Genomic DNA, 15,271 nt, shown 5'->3' on the forward strand with positions numbered 1-15,271 from the left:
ATTTGCATTAAAAAGAGTGGAGCCGTTAACTTACCCGGCGCAAAGTTGATAGAATCAGGGATTTTGTTCCTAAACTTAGTATTTCGTATCCTTAAGTTCAGAAAAACCGGTATTTATTTTTTGATTAGCGAACCGGTGACGAACTTTTCCTCGCAAGTCCACTCGTCAGTTGGTGAGAAAACTGAACTTATGTACTTCTCTGCTTAACTCCTGTGCCTCTGCTCAACTTTGCGACACAGAAATTTACAGAAACATGCGCTATATCCTTCTTACACTCATCCTCTTTTTTTTCACTTCCGCCATTGCCCAGCAGCAGGTCGATGTCTGCGTCTACGGCGGCACATCCGGGGGCGTCATTGCGGCTTATACTGCCCGTAAACTGGGCAAAACCGTCGTGTTGATCGAACCCGGCAAGCACCTGGGGGGCATGACTTCCGGCGGTCTGGGCCTGACCGACATTGGCAATAAATACGCCATTTCGGGTATTTCCCGTGATTACTACCGGCGCATCGGGCAGCATTACGGCAAGTTTGAACAGTGGATTTTTGAACCGCACGTGGCCGAAAACTTATTCAGAGAGTATGTAAGTCGCGGGAAGGTCGATGTGTTGTTTTCGCACCGGCTTTCCGGCGTCAAGAAAACCGGCGGGACCATTCAGGAAATCGTGCTGGAAAATGCCGAAAAGCCGGCGTCGAAACGGACGGTTCGGGCAAAAATGTTTATTGATTGTTCGTACGAAGGCGATCTGATGGCGAAAGCCGGGGTTTCGTATACCGTTGGGCGGGAGGATAATTCGAAATACAACGAAACCATTAGCGGGGTTCAGCTGATGACGGGGCACCAGCTTCCGGACGGCATCGACCCTTACAAAACGCCCGGAAACCCCGAATCCGGCCTGCTCTGGGGTGTCAGTCCGGCAAAACTGGAACCCAACGGAACCGGTGACAACAAGGTACAGGCCTACAATTACCGCATCTGTCTGTCGTCCGATCCGGCCAATCAGGTGCCGATTTCGCGCCCGGCGGGCTACGATTCCACCCATTACGAACTGCTCGTCCGGCTGATCAATGCCCAACCGCAGAAACGCACGCTCAACGACTATTTCATCTGGAGCGGCATGCCGAACAAGAAAACCGACATCAACAACCGGAATGGTTTTTCGACCGACATGATCGGCATGAACTACGAATATCCGGACGGAAGCTACGAAAAGCGGGCGCAGCTCATTCGCCATCATGAGCTGTATACCAAGGGCTTACTCTATTTCTTTGGTCACGATGCCCGGGTGCCGCAGGAACTTCGGGAGCAAATGCTGAAATGGGGGTATCCCAAAGACGAATACACGGATACCGGCAACTGGTCACCACAACTCTACGTTCGGGAAGCACGTCGGATGGTCGGTGCCTACGTCATGACGCAGGCCAATTGTCAGGGCAAAGAAGTGGTGACGGATGGCGTCGGGATGGCGGCTTATACGATGGATTCGCATAACATTCAGCGGATTGTGATCGAGAAAGATGGAAAGAAAATGGCGAAGAACGAAGGTAATGTGGAAGTGGGCGGTTTTGGGCCGTATCCGATTTCGTACCGCGCCCTGATTCCGAAAGAATCCGAATGCCGAAACCTGCTGGTGCCGGTTTGTCTGTCGGCTTCGCACATCGCCTACGGTTCCATCCGAATGGAACCAGTTTTTATGGTGTTGGGCCAATCGACGGCCCTGGCGGCAGTGATGGCAATCGACGCGAAAACCAGTGTGCAGCAAATAGACATTGCCAAACTGCAAAACGAGCTGAGAACCAATCCGCTGGCCGACAAAAGTACCCCCGAGATTCTGGTCGATAACGACGACAAAACGCGGGTGACCACCACCGGTTCCTGGCGGCTGGAGGACAAAAGCAAAGGCGGTTATGGCCCTTCATATCTGATCAATGAAGGCCAGAGCGCAGAAGCTGCTGCGGTGCGGTTCACGCCCGATATTGCCAAAGCCGGAAAATACCGGATTTACACCTATTTTCCGCGCCTGGCCAAAAGTACTTCCGAACTGGGAATCACGGTTTCGGACGGAAAAAAAGCGAAAGTAATTCCGATTAAACCCGCTGATATTGTAGTTGTTGGTCAAACGTCGGGCGAATGGGTCGCACTGGGCGAATACGTCTTGCCCAAAGGAAAAACCGCATCCGTCGAAATTGCGGTCAGGCAAACCGACGGGCCCGTAGTAGCCGATGCGGTTTTGTTCGTTCCCGCCTTTTGACCGTTTCGTATTATCCCAGGCCCTCCGCCCAAGGCGGTTTCTACCGATTCAACTGACTGGGCAGCAGGCCATATTTTTTCTTGAAAGCCGCCGTGAAGTGGTGCGGATTCTGGTAGCCAATGGCATCAGCGACCTCCCCCACGGCTTTTTTGCCCTCGCACAGCAACCGTCTGGCTTCCGTCATGCGCAGGTCGTGCCAGTAACCAAACAGCGTGGTGCCGTACACTTCCTTGAAACCGCGTTTCAGTTTGTAGTCGTTCAAACCTACCCGGTGGGCAATCGAAAGGAGGGAGCCGGGGGCCTGCAAATCGCCTTCCAGCAGGGCTTTGGCGGCTTCCAGCCGTTCGTAATCGCCCGGTTTCAGGCAGGTATCGCGCTCCGTGGGAACGTCAGTATTGAACTGCTCGAGCTGGAGCATGAACAGTTCCAGCACTTTGGCTTCCAGAAAAAGCCGTTTCATGAGCCCGGTTTTCCGGCAATCCATGATGTCCCGAATCAACATATTCATTTCGGGCGTAATAGGCCGGTTATATCGGCTCAGAAACCCCACTTCCCGTTTGGCAATCTGTCGGGCTATTCCCTGCATCAGTTGCTCGTTGCCGGCGATAAACCGCTCGACGTATGATTCGGAAAAATGAATTTCAAACAGCTGGTTTTCAGGAGATTCAATTTCGAACTGGCCCTCAAAATAAGGGGTGTAAATCAGGTTGTGCTGTTGATGATTGAATGTATGACTGCCCGTCGAAATGCCTTTTAATTGGGATCGGGAACGGCCGCTCAGGCTAAAATGCATTTCCAGAATCGGCGTATCCACTTCCGCTTTGATCCGAACCGGCTGGTTGAGCCGGAGCGATCCGAACGACAAATGAATGCCATCGAACCAGATTTGCTTCCGGCTGAAGGTACCAATCCGGTGATTCAATTGAATATAATTTTCATCAATGCCGTTTTTGCTTGCAAAATCAGGGGGTAAGTGCAATTCGTAAATCACTTCCTGCACGTCGTCATCAGTCAGCCGCATCTGCATAAAAAAATCCGTTTACCGTTGATTGTTCTCCGCTTATCGTTGACGCCCTCCGTCAGGAATACCGGATCTTTGTGTGAAGGTACACTTTATTTATAATAATTCTAAATATGTACGCAAGGATCATCATCTCGCATCCCGAACCGGTGGACTCAGCGTGCGGACAGCCGATGGAGAAAACCGCTCTGCAACGAACTCATACGGAGTCGTTTACGAACACCGTTCGTCAGTCGTTCTGGGAGCTCACCGCTGCGGACCTGACGGCGGGCCAGGTTGTCGATCTGCTCCTGTGTCTGGACGAACTCGGTTTTTCCGACAAATCAGACGGTCCTTTCACCACGTAAAATCACCCGGTTTTATGCCGAAAATTCCCAAAATGGTAGCGGATGCGATGGAATCCGTTTTCAAAAGCCTGATTCATTCCGTTGAAGTTCAGGAAGTTGACTATATCCATCCCAAATTCAAGAAAATCGTTTTTGCCGGTGACAATCTGAAAGGATTGAAATACCGGCCGGGCTGGGAGATCGAAATCCGGGTCAGCGATACCGACTTCCGGCATTACACGCCGTCGTTTTTCGATTCCGCTGAAGGCATTTGTGCGGTTTTGATTTACCTCCACGGCCTCGGCCCCGGCAGCGATTGGGCCGACAGCCTGCAACCGGGAAACCGGGTGAAGCTCATCGGTCCGGGCCGGAAAATCGAGCTGGATACCTCCCACCAGAACTACGTATTTTTGGGCGACGAAACCACCATCGGCCTGTTTCTGGAATTACAGCGCGGGTTGGCCCCGCACCAGAAACTGAACGGCGTCATTGAGGTCGATGCTTGCCTGGGGGAGCTTCCGCGCATGGCCGGTTTGCGGCTGGATGCGGCCCAGCGAACGAAAAAACCGGGGGAAGCCCTGCTGGAATGGCTTGATATTAAGATCGATAACCTGCGCCAGTCGGTTTTTTACGTGTCGGGTCACGCCCAGACCATTCAGCAAATCCGCCGGTATTTGAAAGAGCAGGGCGTTTCGTCCCGGCAACTCATCACGCGTCCGTACTGGGCCGATGGGAAAAGAGGGTTGTAAGTTGAAAAAAAGCGCACGGCAACGGCTATGCGCTTTTTCGGCTATAAACACTACACTTACAATAAACCAAGTTCAGTTGATTACTCCGGTTTTCAGCAGCCACTTTTCATTATTCCGGCGTCAGGAAAAATTTGCCACTGATGGGGACCTTGTGGCTGGGACAATCCTGTTCCGGATCGTCTTTCATCAGTGTGCCGGAAAAAGTCCCCCGGGCCACTTTGCCTTTTACGTATTCTTCGACCACCACCGAACCCTCCATGATCTGAACACCCCGATCGATATCGGCCACGCAGGCAAAATGGGTTCGGTACGCGTAGTTTCCCTGGTTGTAATAACCCGAGCTGATGCCCGACTCGGTTTTCAGCGCATTGCCGAAGGGAAATTTACCGGCCGTATTCCCGAAAACCGCCAGACTCAGGTAATCGTCTTCGCGATCGCCGGCTTCGATATACCAGACTTGCCCACTTGAGGAAACGAGGCCCACCCGGGTGTAGACGCGGGTCGGATTGCCGTCGAAGTTGACTTCCACGTAATTGTTTCCGACGTAAATCGGATGAAAGAGAATAAGTTTCTTCGGACTTTTCCGGAACGTGATTTCCGCACTGATCGTCACCCGGATGCGATCTTTACCGGTTTTGGGAGCGACGTAGAAAATGCCCTTGGCTGACTGCGATTTTTTGATTTCCCCCGCACCCGCCAGCGACCACTTGACGTCTTTGATGTCGCCGAATTTTTCGTCGGCCACTTTTTGAACGGCATCGTCGATAATCAGATCTTCGTAAATTCCCAGACTGATCGTTTCCCCGTATTGAACAAATTCGGTCTGCGTTCGTCCGCCGGAATAGACTACGAAGCTTTCGAGGTAGGCGATTTCGTAGGCGCTCCAGTCGCTGAAATGAGCCATTGGCGCGCTGATTCGCTTCGTTTGGGTATCTACGGTTACGCCCGTTACGTTTTGCCAGATTTTGTTTTCGCTCTGAAAAGCTACTTTAAGCATATCGGCATCGTTCGCCGTGACCCTCTCATCGGTATAGGCAAAGGTCAGCGTGGCCGGTTTGGCGAACTGCAAACCGTCGGGCGAAAACCGGAAAGCGGGGCCGATGCCATTGGGTGCCGTATTGGTAATGGGCTGAATCGTGATGTTCGTGGCTTTGCCGAGGGCTCCGGCGGGCAGCACGAGCTGCACTTTTCCGTCGGCGGTGGCGATGGTGCCGCCCTCCGGGCCGATGGTTTTGCTGACCAGACCACCCAGTGGCTGGCCAATTTCGGTCACGGTGCCCGAACCGGTTTCCTGTTGCGGTAAACCCGGTTTTTCGGGCGTAACCTCCGGTTTGGGTTCGCAGGCCATCAGCGAACCGATCATGGCGAGGCCTGTTGCGATATAATGGGTCAGTTTCATGATTTATGCACTCACGGACTTCTGTCCATGCATAGGTTAAGGAATGGACCGGAAGAATTGGTAGAGCGAAGCCAGTTCCTGGTTGGTATACTGAGCCGTCATTTTCCAGGGCATATTTTCGTTGTCGATCTGCCGACCGTCGGGCCGTTTGCCGGTGCGAAGCGTGGCAATGAATTGTTCTTTCGTCCATTTTCCGGGATTTCCCGTGCGGGTCAGATCCGGTACGGGCGGCAAACCGGGCGCGAGAGGTTCACCCCCTTTGAAGGTGGGGCGGTGGCAGCCGCTGCACGAAATAGCGAGGTATTGGCCCTGCGCAATGCCTTCGGTCGAGTCGGCTCTGGCAATCATCGGGCGGTTGTGGTCAATTTTTTCGACCGACAGGAGCGGCATTTTATCAAAATACGTCATCAGTTTGACCACCGGCCCGAGGTTGCTGGCGGGCAGTTCGTGATCGACCGCCGGGACCTGCTGACAATACGCAATAATGGCGGCCATGTCCTGTTCCGAAAGCAGCGTCGTTTCGTGCGAAGGCATGAACAACAGCGGTTTCCCCGCCCGATCAACCCCATGACGCATGGCCATCAACCAGTCGGCAGTCGTGTAACCGGCGGGCAAACCGCCTTTCCCTTTCGTCAGGTTGGCCGACACCAGCCGACCCAGGGCGGCATCTTCCATCATGATTTTTCCGGCCAGATTTTCGCCGTGGCAATCCGCGCAGCCTTTGATGGCCACCAGGTGCTGACCGCGTTTCAAGGTGGTGCTGTCCGTCGGAATCGTCAGATTTTCAGCCGGAAACCGGTACGGCTTTTCGACCCGGTTGCCAATGTTGGTGGAGATAAATAGGTAACCCGCCAGGAGCAGGGCGATCAGGGAACCCAGCACAATGCCGGTTCCTTTCAAAATTTTGCGTAGCATGTCCCGTGTATTTGTTGTTGTTCAGTGTCCGGTAGCGGTTTTCCGTCACCGTTGTGCAAATGTCAGCAACTTGTGGAGGTTTGTGCCTACGCCGGACGGACGAAAAACTACGCAAAACGGATTAGTAAGATTTTCGATTCTGACAGTAGAGAAAGGCGGTTTTTTCGCTTTATCGGCCAGGTATCCTTCATTTATTCATTCCATGATTCTCGATCTATTTTCCCTTCAGGGCAAAACGGCGCTGGTAACCGGCGCCAAACGCGGTATTGGTAAGGCAATGGCCATTGCGCTGGCCGAAGCCGGTGCTGATATTGTAGGTGTTTCGGCGACGCTCGAACCGGGTAGTGAGGTTGAAACCGCCGTAACGGCACTGGGCCGCCAGTTTTATCCGTTTCCCGTCGATTTTACGGACCGGGCCGCTTTATATACTTTTCTGGAAACACTCCGCGATGAATGTCCGCCCATTGATATTCTGGTCAATAATGCCGGTAACATTCGCCGAAAACCGGCCGCCGAACATCCGGACGAATACTGGGACGAAATCATCGACATCAACCTCAATGCCCAGTTCATTCTCAGCCGGGAAATCGGTCGGGACATGCTGGCGCGGGAGGTGAATTACAACCGAAAAATTATTTTTACGGCCTCTCTGCTCACCTTTCAGGGCGGTTTGACAGTACCCGGCTATGCCGCCAGCAAAGGGGCCATCGGTTCATTGACCAAGGCGCTGGCGAATGAATGGGCGTCGAAAGGAATCAATGTGAATGCCATTGCGCCGGGCTACATCGCCACCGACAACACGGCGGCTTTGCGGGCCGATGCCGATCGCAATCCGGCTATTCTGGCGCGGATTCCGGCCGGACGCTGGGGAGAAGCCGACGACCTGCAGGGCGCGGTTGTCTACCTGGCATCACAGGCTTCCAACTATGTGCAGGGCACCATTCTGACCGTCGATGGCGGCTGGATGGGGCGGTAGGTTAAAACATATCCACCATTTCGTAGTTTATGATGGAAACAACCCTCACCATCATGGATACGAACGAAGCAAACGATGTAGAAATTACGGATAATAAAGAAACATTCGACCCGCAGGCGCGGGATGATTCATATTACTCCAAAGACCCCTACCAGCACGGTACGTCGGATTACGGAAAACCGAGCGAAGGCGTAGGCACCGGTGAAATGGTGGTTTCTTCGGCGGAGCGGGGCGATTTCGCCCATAACATTAGCGCAGATCGGGAAGAAAACCGGGGTAATTTCGAACACGAAGTTCGCCCGGATAGCCACGGATCGACGCAGGAATGGGACGTAAATCCCGAGGTTATTGCCGAAAACCGCCGGGATGCCGCCAATGCGCCGGACAGCGTCGCTATTGGTTTGCCGAGCAGCGTCGAAGGGTTGCCCGACAATCCGTCGGACGAAGCGCTATTTGTCCGGCAGGGCGCTACGTATCTGGAAGAGGGCGATAAACCGTCGGAAAGCTACGATCCGCACCACATGGGGTACGGCAACGAAGACGATGAGAAAAAAGAGAAGTCGTAAAGTAAAGTTGAATCTTTGTAAAAACCGCCCGCTGTTCTTAGCGGGCGGTTTTTTTATAGAACAGACCGTCAGACGAAAGAGAAAAGAAGTGAAATTAACTCGTTACCCTTAAGGCGATTAGTCGTTGATCAATTTCTTTTGTAGTACTATAGGTCGGAGGGAAGGCGCTGCGTCAATTGGCGGGTATCTTTCAGAAAATGGGAAAAGTCGGTATACCCGGCGTCTTCAAATGGATACCGGCTACCGTGCCGTTTGTAAAGCTGAAGCGCGTGTTTGAAACGCAGGAGTTTCTGACAGTATTTCGGTGAATAACCCAGCGCTTCGGTGAAATAGCGGTGTAAAGAAGGGTATGAAACGCCCAGCTCACGGCAAATCGATGGCAGATTCAGCCGCTGATTGATGCCCTGTTTTGCAAAATAATGCAAGGTTCTCTGCACGACCTGAAACCGGTAGTCCAACTCGACGGCCTGCGTTCGCTGGAGCAACATCATCTCCACGAGGTTGACCCGGGCGTTGAAGGAGGCAGCGGTTTGCAAGCGGTCTTCCCATTCATCGGATCGGATAAAGGCTGACAAATCCGTGTTCGCGTTTTCAACCTCAATGTTTTGAAAGCGGAGCAATTTTCCCAGCATACCCGGTTTGAATTTGACGTAGAATTCGTGAACGCCCGCGGGGTAAATCGAGGTGTGCAAATCGGTCAGATTGCCGAAAAACCGGGAGCCCTGAATGGTTTTTACGGTGCCGTTTTTTTGATTAATCGTTAACCAGCTTTGCGTAGTCAGGCTGATGCACACCAGATTGGCGAGGTTGGGTAAGGCATTTAAATACAGTGGGTTGGATAAAGTAGCCGGTTGGTTTACTTCAAAATAATACTCGACAAAAACCGCTAGTGCCGGGCTGGGATAGGCCAGCCGGAAATGCGGTTCTGCTTCATCTTCGTAAATTACCCGACCCTGGTTCATGATAGCAACCGGAACAGCATTTCGACCCCGAGGCCGGTGATCAGAAACCGCTCCTTTTTATTTTGTAACAATTGCTGCGTCCAGTCGACAAAACCGCCGTCGCCAATTTCGTATTCCTGCCCGCGAATCGTGGCCATTACCTTGTATTGCAGCCCTTTATAATACGAATTCTCGCGGCTCGGCGACGTTTCCGTCTCCATCACAACGTCTTTCCGGAGTTGTAAGATATGATCTTTTACGACTTCCGGCAACCGCCCGCCGTCCGTTCCTTCCCGCTGAATGAGTTTAAACCGGAGTGCATCGACCCGCAGGGTATCGCGCAAAACGGCGGTCATCACCGCAATGTGTTCGGCCAGGCTTTCTTTTTCGAATTGAAAATGACCGGTGTCGCGTCCGGACGATACCAGAGCCGCAATCTTAAAATGTTGTGTATGACCCGGAATGGCCACTTTCGGCGTTCGAACGTGCCGCTGAATGGTGCTGAATCGCAACGGGTCGGTGGGCAAAACCGGCTGCCATTGACCGGTTTTTTTCAGGTCGCTGCAGTGCAAAGCCAGGGCATTGGTGGCGTCGGCGAGCACTTCGGTACCGCGCAAAGCCGACAGAATTTTCTTCTGATCGGCCGTTGCCACCACCGAACAGGAACCCAGCGGAGCGACCGGTGACAACTCGACGGCCCGGAACTGGAAGGTTTCGAAAATCCGCAGCAGCCTGGTTTCCAGTTCCTGCAAAGCCGTAACGTTCAGATCGGCCGGTTTGACAAACCGGTTTTTCTGGTAGTGCTGCAGCAATTCGGCGGGAGAAATGCGATCCGTTTGCCGGTCGAAAACTTCCAGCAACAGCGAGTTGAGTTCCGAAGGCGTCAGTTCTTCCGACAAAATCCGGACCAGATCGGGCCGGTTGATGCGTTGCAAAATCTTTTCAGCGATGCTCATGATTGCAGTCTGGCTAACTTCGCTTCGTCGATCAGGCTGTACCGGTATTCATCCACGATTTTCCCGTTCTTATACACGGCAGCCCGCTGGATGATGTCCAGCACAAAACCGTTCTTCTCCAACACCCGCATCGACGCTTTGTTATACGCAAAAATGCCCGCAAAGAGCCGGATCAGGTCCGTATTGGCGAAGGTATACTGAATCAACTGCCGAATGGCCGCCGTGGCAATTCCCCGGCCCCAATACGGTTCGCCCAGCCAATAGCCGATTTCGCCCGAAAGCCGGTGGATGTCGGTTTGCATCACTACCCCGGCCACCCCCGCAAAGTTGCCGTTCTCGTAAACCCCAAAAACCAGACTTAAATCGCCTTTCAGGGCGGTTTCGATAAACCAGATGGCGTCGGCGAGCGTATACGGATGCGGCATGCGATCGCGCAGATTGAGCCAGAGCGCCCGGTTATTGGCCAGTTGGGCGATGGATTCGGCATCGGTGGTTTTCAGCGTTTCCAGCGTAATACCGTTTCCGCAATTGATTTCGATTCGCGTGTTCATAGTTCGTAAAGTTGCCCGGAAATCCAGTGAATTCAGGTGTAAAATTCTATCATCTTGTAAAAAACGTATTTTATGGAAGCTTTTTACCAAAAAAGTTGCCGTAACCGCCCCGGTTTTCTAATATTGTTCTGCTGTAATCGTGCAGTAAAAAAATTGAACTCAAATTCATTCAGTATGAAAATTTCGTTCAGCATGATGGCCCGCGTGGCCTTGTTGGCATTGGTGATCAACGTTGCGAATCGGGCTGAAACTCAGGCAACTGGTCCCAAAAAAGGCAAATGGGTCAAACTTTTCGATGGCAAGACATTGACAGGCTGGCATACTTATCTGAAAGCGGGTCAGCCGGTGTCCGATAAATGGAAGGTGGAAGACGGCGCGATTACATTGGCCAGCCGGGGTGGGGGCGACCTTGTAACCGATAAGGAATTTACGAACTACGAACTGGAACTGGAGTGGAAAATTTCGGAAAAAGGCAACAGCGGCATTATCTACCGCGTTCATGAAGATCCAAAATACAAGGCTTCGTATCAAACCGGTCCGGAAATGCAGGTGCTTGACAATGAGCGCCATCCGGACGCCAAAGCGGGTAAAAACGGAAACCGTACGTCCGGTTCACTCTATGACCTGCTGCCGCCATCGGACTTCTCGGCCCAGAAAGTAGCCGGTGAGTGGAACAAAGTGAAACTGGTGGTCAACAACGGCACCGTGGAGCATTACCTGAACGGCAAGAAAGTGGTTGAATACAAAACCAGCGGCCCGGAATGGGACAAGATGGTGAGTGAAAGCAAATTCAAAGGCTGGGAAGGATTCAATAAATTCAACACCGGCCACATTGCGCTGCAAGACCACGGCGATAAAGTATGGTATCGGAATATCCGGATCAAAGAACTTTAATTGTGATTGAGTGAATGAGCGATTGAGTGAAGGATTAAAAATTACGCTTTTTCACTCAATCGCTCATTTACTCAATCTCTCAATCAAACCTTCATGAAAACTCCTTCCCGCCGTTCGGCCATCAAAACCCTGGCCGGAACCGCCCTGACCTTTTCTGCGATCGACTCTTTAGCTGCTGAAATGGACGCTACAAAAACCGCCTTTCCGGCGTTGAAAGGCCGGATCAACCACTCGGCCTGCAAATGGTGCTACGGCAAAATTCCGCTGGAAGACTTCGCCAAAGCGGCCAAGGAAATTGGCCTGACCGGTATCGACCTGCTCGGCCCCGCCGACTGGCCCATTGTGCAGAAATACGGGTTGACCTGCTCCATGGCGCAGGGCGCCGGAAAAGGCATCAACGACGGTTTTAACGATCCGCGTCTGCACGACGAACTGGTGGCCAGCTACGAAGCCATTTTTCCGAAACTGAAAGAAGCCGGTTTGAAGAACGTCATCTGTTTTTCGGGCAACCGCCACGGGATGGACGACCAGAAGGGGCTGGAAAACTGCGCGATCGGTCTGAAACGACTGATGAGCAGCGCCGAAAAACACGGCGTGGTGATGGTGATGGAGTTGCTCAATAGCAAGGTCAACCACAAAGATTACATGTGTGACAAGTCGGCCTGGGGCGTTGAACTGTGCAAACGCGTGGGCTCCGAAAACTTCAAGCTGCTGTACGATATTTACCACATGCAGATCATGGAAGGTGATATCATCCGGACGATCCAGCAAGATCACCAGTATTTTGCCCATTACCATACCGGCGGAAATCCGGGACGCAACGAGATCGATAATTCGCAGGAACTCTATTACCCGGCCATTATGCAGGCCATCGTCGACACCGGTTTCAAAGGCTTTGTTGCGCAGGAGTTTATTCCAAAACGCGATCCGCTGACCTCGCTGCGGGAAAGCATCGCAATTTGCGACGTGTAGGGACGTGCCCACGGACTTTAGTCCGTGATTCCTGTAAAACTCGGACTAAACAGGGCCGCCCGGCGGTCCGTAGGTACCGTAAATAAAAGGCTTCTCTGTGACCGGGGAAGCCTTTTTACGTCTATGTAGGATTAGGGAATTCGTTTGAAACGCATCTTCCAAAATCCGCTTGCCATGAACACCGATACGCCCGATCAGTATAGTAGCCTACTGAGCGACATCAGCCGCCAGATTTTACAAAGCCGTTACCGGGCCGCCAAGCTCGTCAATCGTGAGTTGCTGCTGCTTTACTACGCCGTTGGAAAACGATTGTCTGAGAAGATTGCTGCCGAGAAGTGGGGCGCAGGTGTGTTAGAAAAATTGTCGGCTGATTTGCAAAAGCAGTTGCCGGGCCTGCGGGGCTTTTCATACCGCAATCTGAGAAATATCCGCCAGTTTGCTGATGAATACAATGCTCTAATTGGGCAGTTATTAACGGCCAAAAGTCAAACTATTGATAATCAGGAGGATTTAATTTGGCAGTTAACGACTGCCAAATTGGAGAACTTCGATGTTGACATCTTCTTAAGTGTCGGATTTACCCACCACATCCTGTTACTAAATCGCTGTCATGATTGGAATGAGCGATGGTTTTATATGCAGAAGGTTGTCGTAAACCAATGGACCATTGACATGCTTGACTGGCAGATAAAATCGAAAGCCTATCAAAAGCGTGACCAGACATTACCCAATAATTTTGCCGCTACGCTGACCGAAACTATACGTGATACGGCCTTACAGGCCTTCAAAGACGAATACTTGCTCGATTTTATCAACGTCGAAAAAGACGACGAGCGCGTCGTTGAAAAAGGCATTGTACAGAATATCCGCGAATTCATTTTGAAAATGGGCACCGGTTTTTCGTTCGTTGGCAATCAATACCGGTTGGTGGTGGATGAAAAGGAGTTTTTTGTGGATCTGCTATTTTTTAACAGACAGTTGCAATGCCTGGTTGCGGTGGAATTGAAGCGTAGCGAGTTCCGACCGGAGTATTTGGGGCAGCTCAATTTTTATGTCAATGTCCTGAATGGTCAAATTCGATTGCCACACGAAAATCCCAGTATTGGCATCCTGCTTTGTAAAGAGAAATCAAATGCAGTGATTGAATACGCTTTTCAAGGGTACACCACACCAATGGGCGTATCGACCTACCAACTCAGCTCCGATCTTCCCGAACACCTGCGAGCGGTGTTACCCGATCCGGAAGCGTTGAGAAAGTTGCTGGACTAATGGTGTGGAAAAACAAACCCCGGCTTTCCTGTGCACAGGAAAGCCGGGGTTGCACATAGGTCAGGTGTAAAATTACTTCGCCGGAGCGTAGGTAATAAACCGTTGCGCCTGAACGGCGGGTAACGCGCCGATCTCGACCTGACGGACAACGACCTGCTGCCCGGCGCTGATCTCAAAATAATACACCCCGGTTTTCATTCCTTCGAAGTCGAATTTACGCCAGTGGCTGGCCGGCGTTTTGCTCAGGTCTTCCTGGTAAAGAACCGTGTTTTTGGCGTCTTTCAACCGGATGGTCACCTTCTTAGGCTGGCGGACGGCCAGCATTAAATTGATTTTTTCCTGGGCTCCCAGAAACATGCTTACTTCAAAAGCATTGTTGTCAGATGCGGGTTCACTGGCTGCGGTTACCTGGGCGTTCGATACCGGAATCAGGAAGCCCAAAAAAAGAATCATCAGTACTTGTTGTGCGATCGTTTTCATGATTTGCTGTTGTTGTTGTCTGTGACAAAGGTGCGGCATTTTGAAATATTAGCATAACGAATTATTTTTGTCAAAATCATGAATTTTATTCATCATGGAAATCCGGCACCTTCAGATGGTCAAAGAGGTCGCTTGCTGCGGGAATCTTACCAAAGCCGCCGACCGACTCTACCTGACCCAATCGGCCTTAAGCCATCAATTGAAAGAAATTGAAGGTTTTTTTAACACGCAGCTGTTCATTCGCGACAAAAAGCAGATGCGGCTGACGGATGCCGGAGCCGTGGTGCTGGAAGCGGCCGAGAAGATATTGCAGGAAGTCGCGGAAACGAAAGCGAAAGTCAAGTGCCTGACCGACAAGGATTCCGGGGCGGTTCGACTCTGTACCGAATGCTACACGTCGTATCACTGGCTGTCCGGTTTTCTGCGGGCGTATCGGGATATTTATCCGAAAGTCGATGTGAAAATCGACATCGAAGCCACGCATTTTGCCGAACAACACCTGCTCGAAAACAAAATCGACGTCGCCATTCTGGAAGATTCTTCCAATCCGAAACTGACTTTTACTCCGCTTTTTCAGGATGAATTTATGGCCATTGTCGCTCCCGATCACGGATGGGCGGGGCGCGACTGGGTCGAAATCGAGGAATTTGCTGACCAGAATTACGTCATGTACAACATTCCGGAAGAGGAAAGCTCCAATTTCAAGATGCTTTATAAAAACAGCCGGCCGCAGCGACTCTATAAAATGACGCTGACGGAAGCCATTCTGGAGATGGTGAAAGCGGGCATGGGCGTGGCGGTTTTGCCCAACTGGATCGTCAGACCGTACCTGAAATCCGGCGAACTGGCTGCGGTTTCGCTCACCCGGCAACGGCTGCTCCGGACGTGGTATGCCGCTACCCTGAAGAATAAACAACATGCACCTTACACCGATGCTTTCATCGAAAAACTAGCGTCGTATATGAAAGAACTGGATGGATACGCCGTCCTGTGTTCCGCTTAAAA

General features: G+C 51.8%; 16 protein-coding genes. 9 read left to right on the forward strand and 7 right to left on the reverse strand.

The annotated features are described in order from the left end of the window. The first annotated feature begins 253 nt into the window (after positions 1-253). A complete protein-coding gene (locus EHT25_RS14315) occupies positions 254-2,251 on the forward strand; it encodes an FAD-dependent oxidoreductase (RefSeq protein WP_124875567.1) in 1,998 nt (665 codons plus the stop codon). A gap of 40 nt (positions 2,252-2,291) precedes the next feature. Here the strand turns inward: EHT25_RS14315 and EHT25_RS14320 are convergent, their stop codons facing one another. After that, on the reverse strand, positions 2,292-3,278 hold the full coding sequence (locus tag EHT25_RS14320; protein WP_124875569.1) for a helix-turn-helix domain-containing protein: 987 nt from the start codon (positions 3,276-3,278) through the stop codon (positions 2,292-2,294). A gap of 107 nt (positions 3,279-3,385) precedes the next feature. Here EHT25_RS14320 and EHT25_RS14325 point away from each other — a divergent pair, with 107 nt between their 5' ends. Both EHT25_RS14325 and EHT25_RS14330 read left to right on the forward strand, forming a co-directional pair. Beyond that, positions 3,386-3,619, forward strand: coding sequence for a hypothetical protein (locus tag EHT25_RS14325; RefSeq protein ID WP_124875571.1), 234 nt, complete (start codon positions 3,386-3,388; stop codon positions 3,617-3,619). A gap of 14 nt (positions 3,620-3,633) precedes the next feature. Next, on the forward strand, positions 3,634-4,347 hold the full coding sequence (locus tag EHT25_RS14330) for a siderophore-interacting protein (RefSeq protein ID WP_124875573.1): 714 nt from the start codon (positions 3,634-3,636) through the stop codon (positions 4,345-4,347). A 109-nt stretch (positions 4,348-4,456) separates the two neighbouring features. Here EHT25_RS14330 and EHT25_RS14335 read toward each other — a convergent pair whose 3' ends face one another. Beyond that, positions 4,457-5,746, reverse strand: coding sequence for a hypothetical protein (locus EHT25_RS14335; protein WP_124875575.1), 1,290 nt, complete (start codon positions 5,744-5,746; stop codon positions 4,457-4,459). Positions 5,747-5,782: 36 nt separating this feature from the next. Beyond that, on the reverse strand, positions 5,783-6,661 hold the full coding sequence (locus EHT25_RS14340) for a cytochrome c (RefSeq protein ID WP_124875577.1): 879 nt from the start codon (positions 6,659-6,661) through the stop codon (positions 5,783-5,785). Between the two features lie 202 nt (positions 6,662-6,863). On the opposite strand from EHT25_RS14340, the gene EHT25_RS14345 reads away from it, so the two are divergent. After that, complete coding sequence (locus tag EHT25_RS14345) at positions 6,864-7,637, forward strand: SDR family oxidoreductase (protein ID WP_124875579.1); 774 nt, start codon at positions 6,864-6,866, stop codon at positions 7,635-7,637. Between the two features lie 29 nt (positions 7,638-7,666). Next, positions 7,667-8,203 carry a hypothetical protein gene (locus EHT25_RS14350; protein ID WP_124875581.1) on the forward strand — a complete coding sequence of 179 codons (537 nt, stop codon included), beginning with the start codon at positions 7,667-7,669 and terminating at the stop codon, positions 8,201-8,203. A gap of 146 nt (positions 8,204-8,349) precedes the next feature. Here the strand turns inward: EHT25_RS14350 and EHT25_RS14355 are convergent, their stop codons facing one another. The 3 genes from EHT25_RS14355 to EHT25_RS14365 are packed head-to-tail and all read right to left on the reverse strand — an operon-like array spanning position 8,350 to position 10,651. Then, a complete protein-coding gene (locus tag EHT25_RS14355; protein ID WP_124875583.1) occupies positions 8,350-9,165 on the reverse strand; it encodes a helix-turn-helix domain-containing protein in 816 nt (271 codons plus the stop codon). Continuing rightward, positions 9,162-10,100, reverse strand: coding sequence for a hypothetical protein (locus tag EHT25_RS14360; protein WP_124875585.1), 939 nt, complete (start codon positions 10,098-10,100; stop codon positions 9,162-9,164). The genes EHT25_RS14355 and EHT25_RS14360 overlap by 4 nt, the downstream gene beginning before the upstream one ends. After that, a complete protein-coding gene (locus EHT25_RS14365; protein WP_124875587.1) occupies positions 10,097-10,651 on the reverse strand; it encodes a GNAT family N-acetyltransferase in 555 nt (184 codons plus the stop codon). Before EHT25_RS14365 ends, EHT25_RS14360 begins: the two co-directional genes overlap by 4 nt. A gap of 174 nt (positions 10,652-10,825) precedes the next feature. On the opposite strand from EHT25_RS14365, the gene EHT25_RS14370 reads away from it, so the two are divergent. The 3 genes from EHT25_RS14370 (at position 10,826) to EHT25_RS14380 (ending at position 13,786) form a co-directional block, all read left to right on the forward strand. Further along, the gene (locus tag EHT25_RS14370; RefSeq protein ID WP_229311539.1) at positions 10,826-11,545 is read left to right on the forward strand and encodes a 3-keto-disaccharide hydrolase; all 720 of its coding nucleotides are present in this window, start codon (positions 10,826-10,828) and stop codon (positions 11,543-11,545) included. Between the two features lie 93 nt (positions 11,546-11,638). Further along, positions 11,639-12,517, forward strand: a complete 879-nt coding sequence (locus EHT25_RS14375; RefSeq protein WP_124875589.1) for a hydroxypyruvate isomerase family protein — start codon at positions 11,639-11,641, stop codon at positions 12,515-12,517. 174 nt (positions 12,518-12,691) lie between these two features. Continuing rightward, a complete protein-coding gene (locus tag EHT25_RS14380; RefSeq protein WP_124875591.1) occupies positions 12,692-13,786 on the forward strand; it encodes a PDDEXK nuclease domain-containing protein in 1,095 nt (364 codons plus the stop codon). 72 nt (positions 13,787-13,858) lie between these two features. Here the strand turns inward: EHT25_RS14380 and EHT25_RS14385 are convergent, their stop codons facing one another. After that, the gene (locus EHT25_RS14385; protein ID WP_124875593.1) at positions 13,859-14,266 is read right to left on the reverse strand and encodes a T9SS type A sorting domain-containing protein; all 408 of its coding nucleotides are present in this window, start codon (positions 14,264-14,266) and stop codon (positions 13,859-13,861) included. Positions 14,267-14,360: 94 nt separating this feature from the next. On the opposite strand from EHT25_RS14385, the gene EHT25_RS14390 reads away from it, so the two are divergent. Continuing rightward, positions 14,361-15,269, forward strand: coding sequence for a LysR family transcriptional regulator (locus EHT25_RS14390; protein WP_124875595.1), 909 nt, complete (start codon positions 14,361-14,363; stop codon positions 15,267-15,269). Positions 15,270-15,271: the final 2 nt, after the last annotated feature.

It is taken from the genome of Larkinella rosea, from assembly GCF_003858635.1.
Lineage (GTDB): Bacteria > Bacteroidota > Bacteroidia > Cytophagales > Spirosomataceae > Larkinella > Larkinella rosea.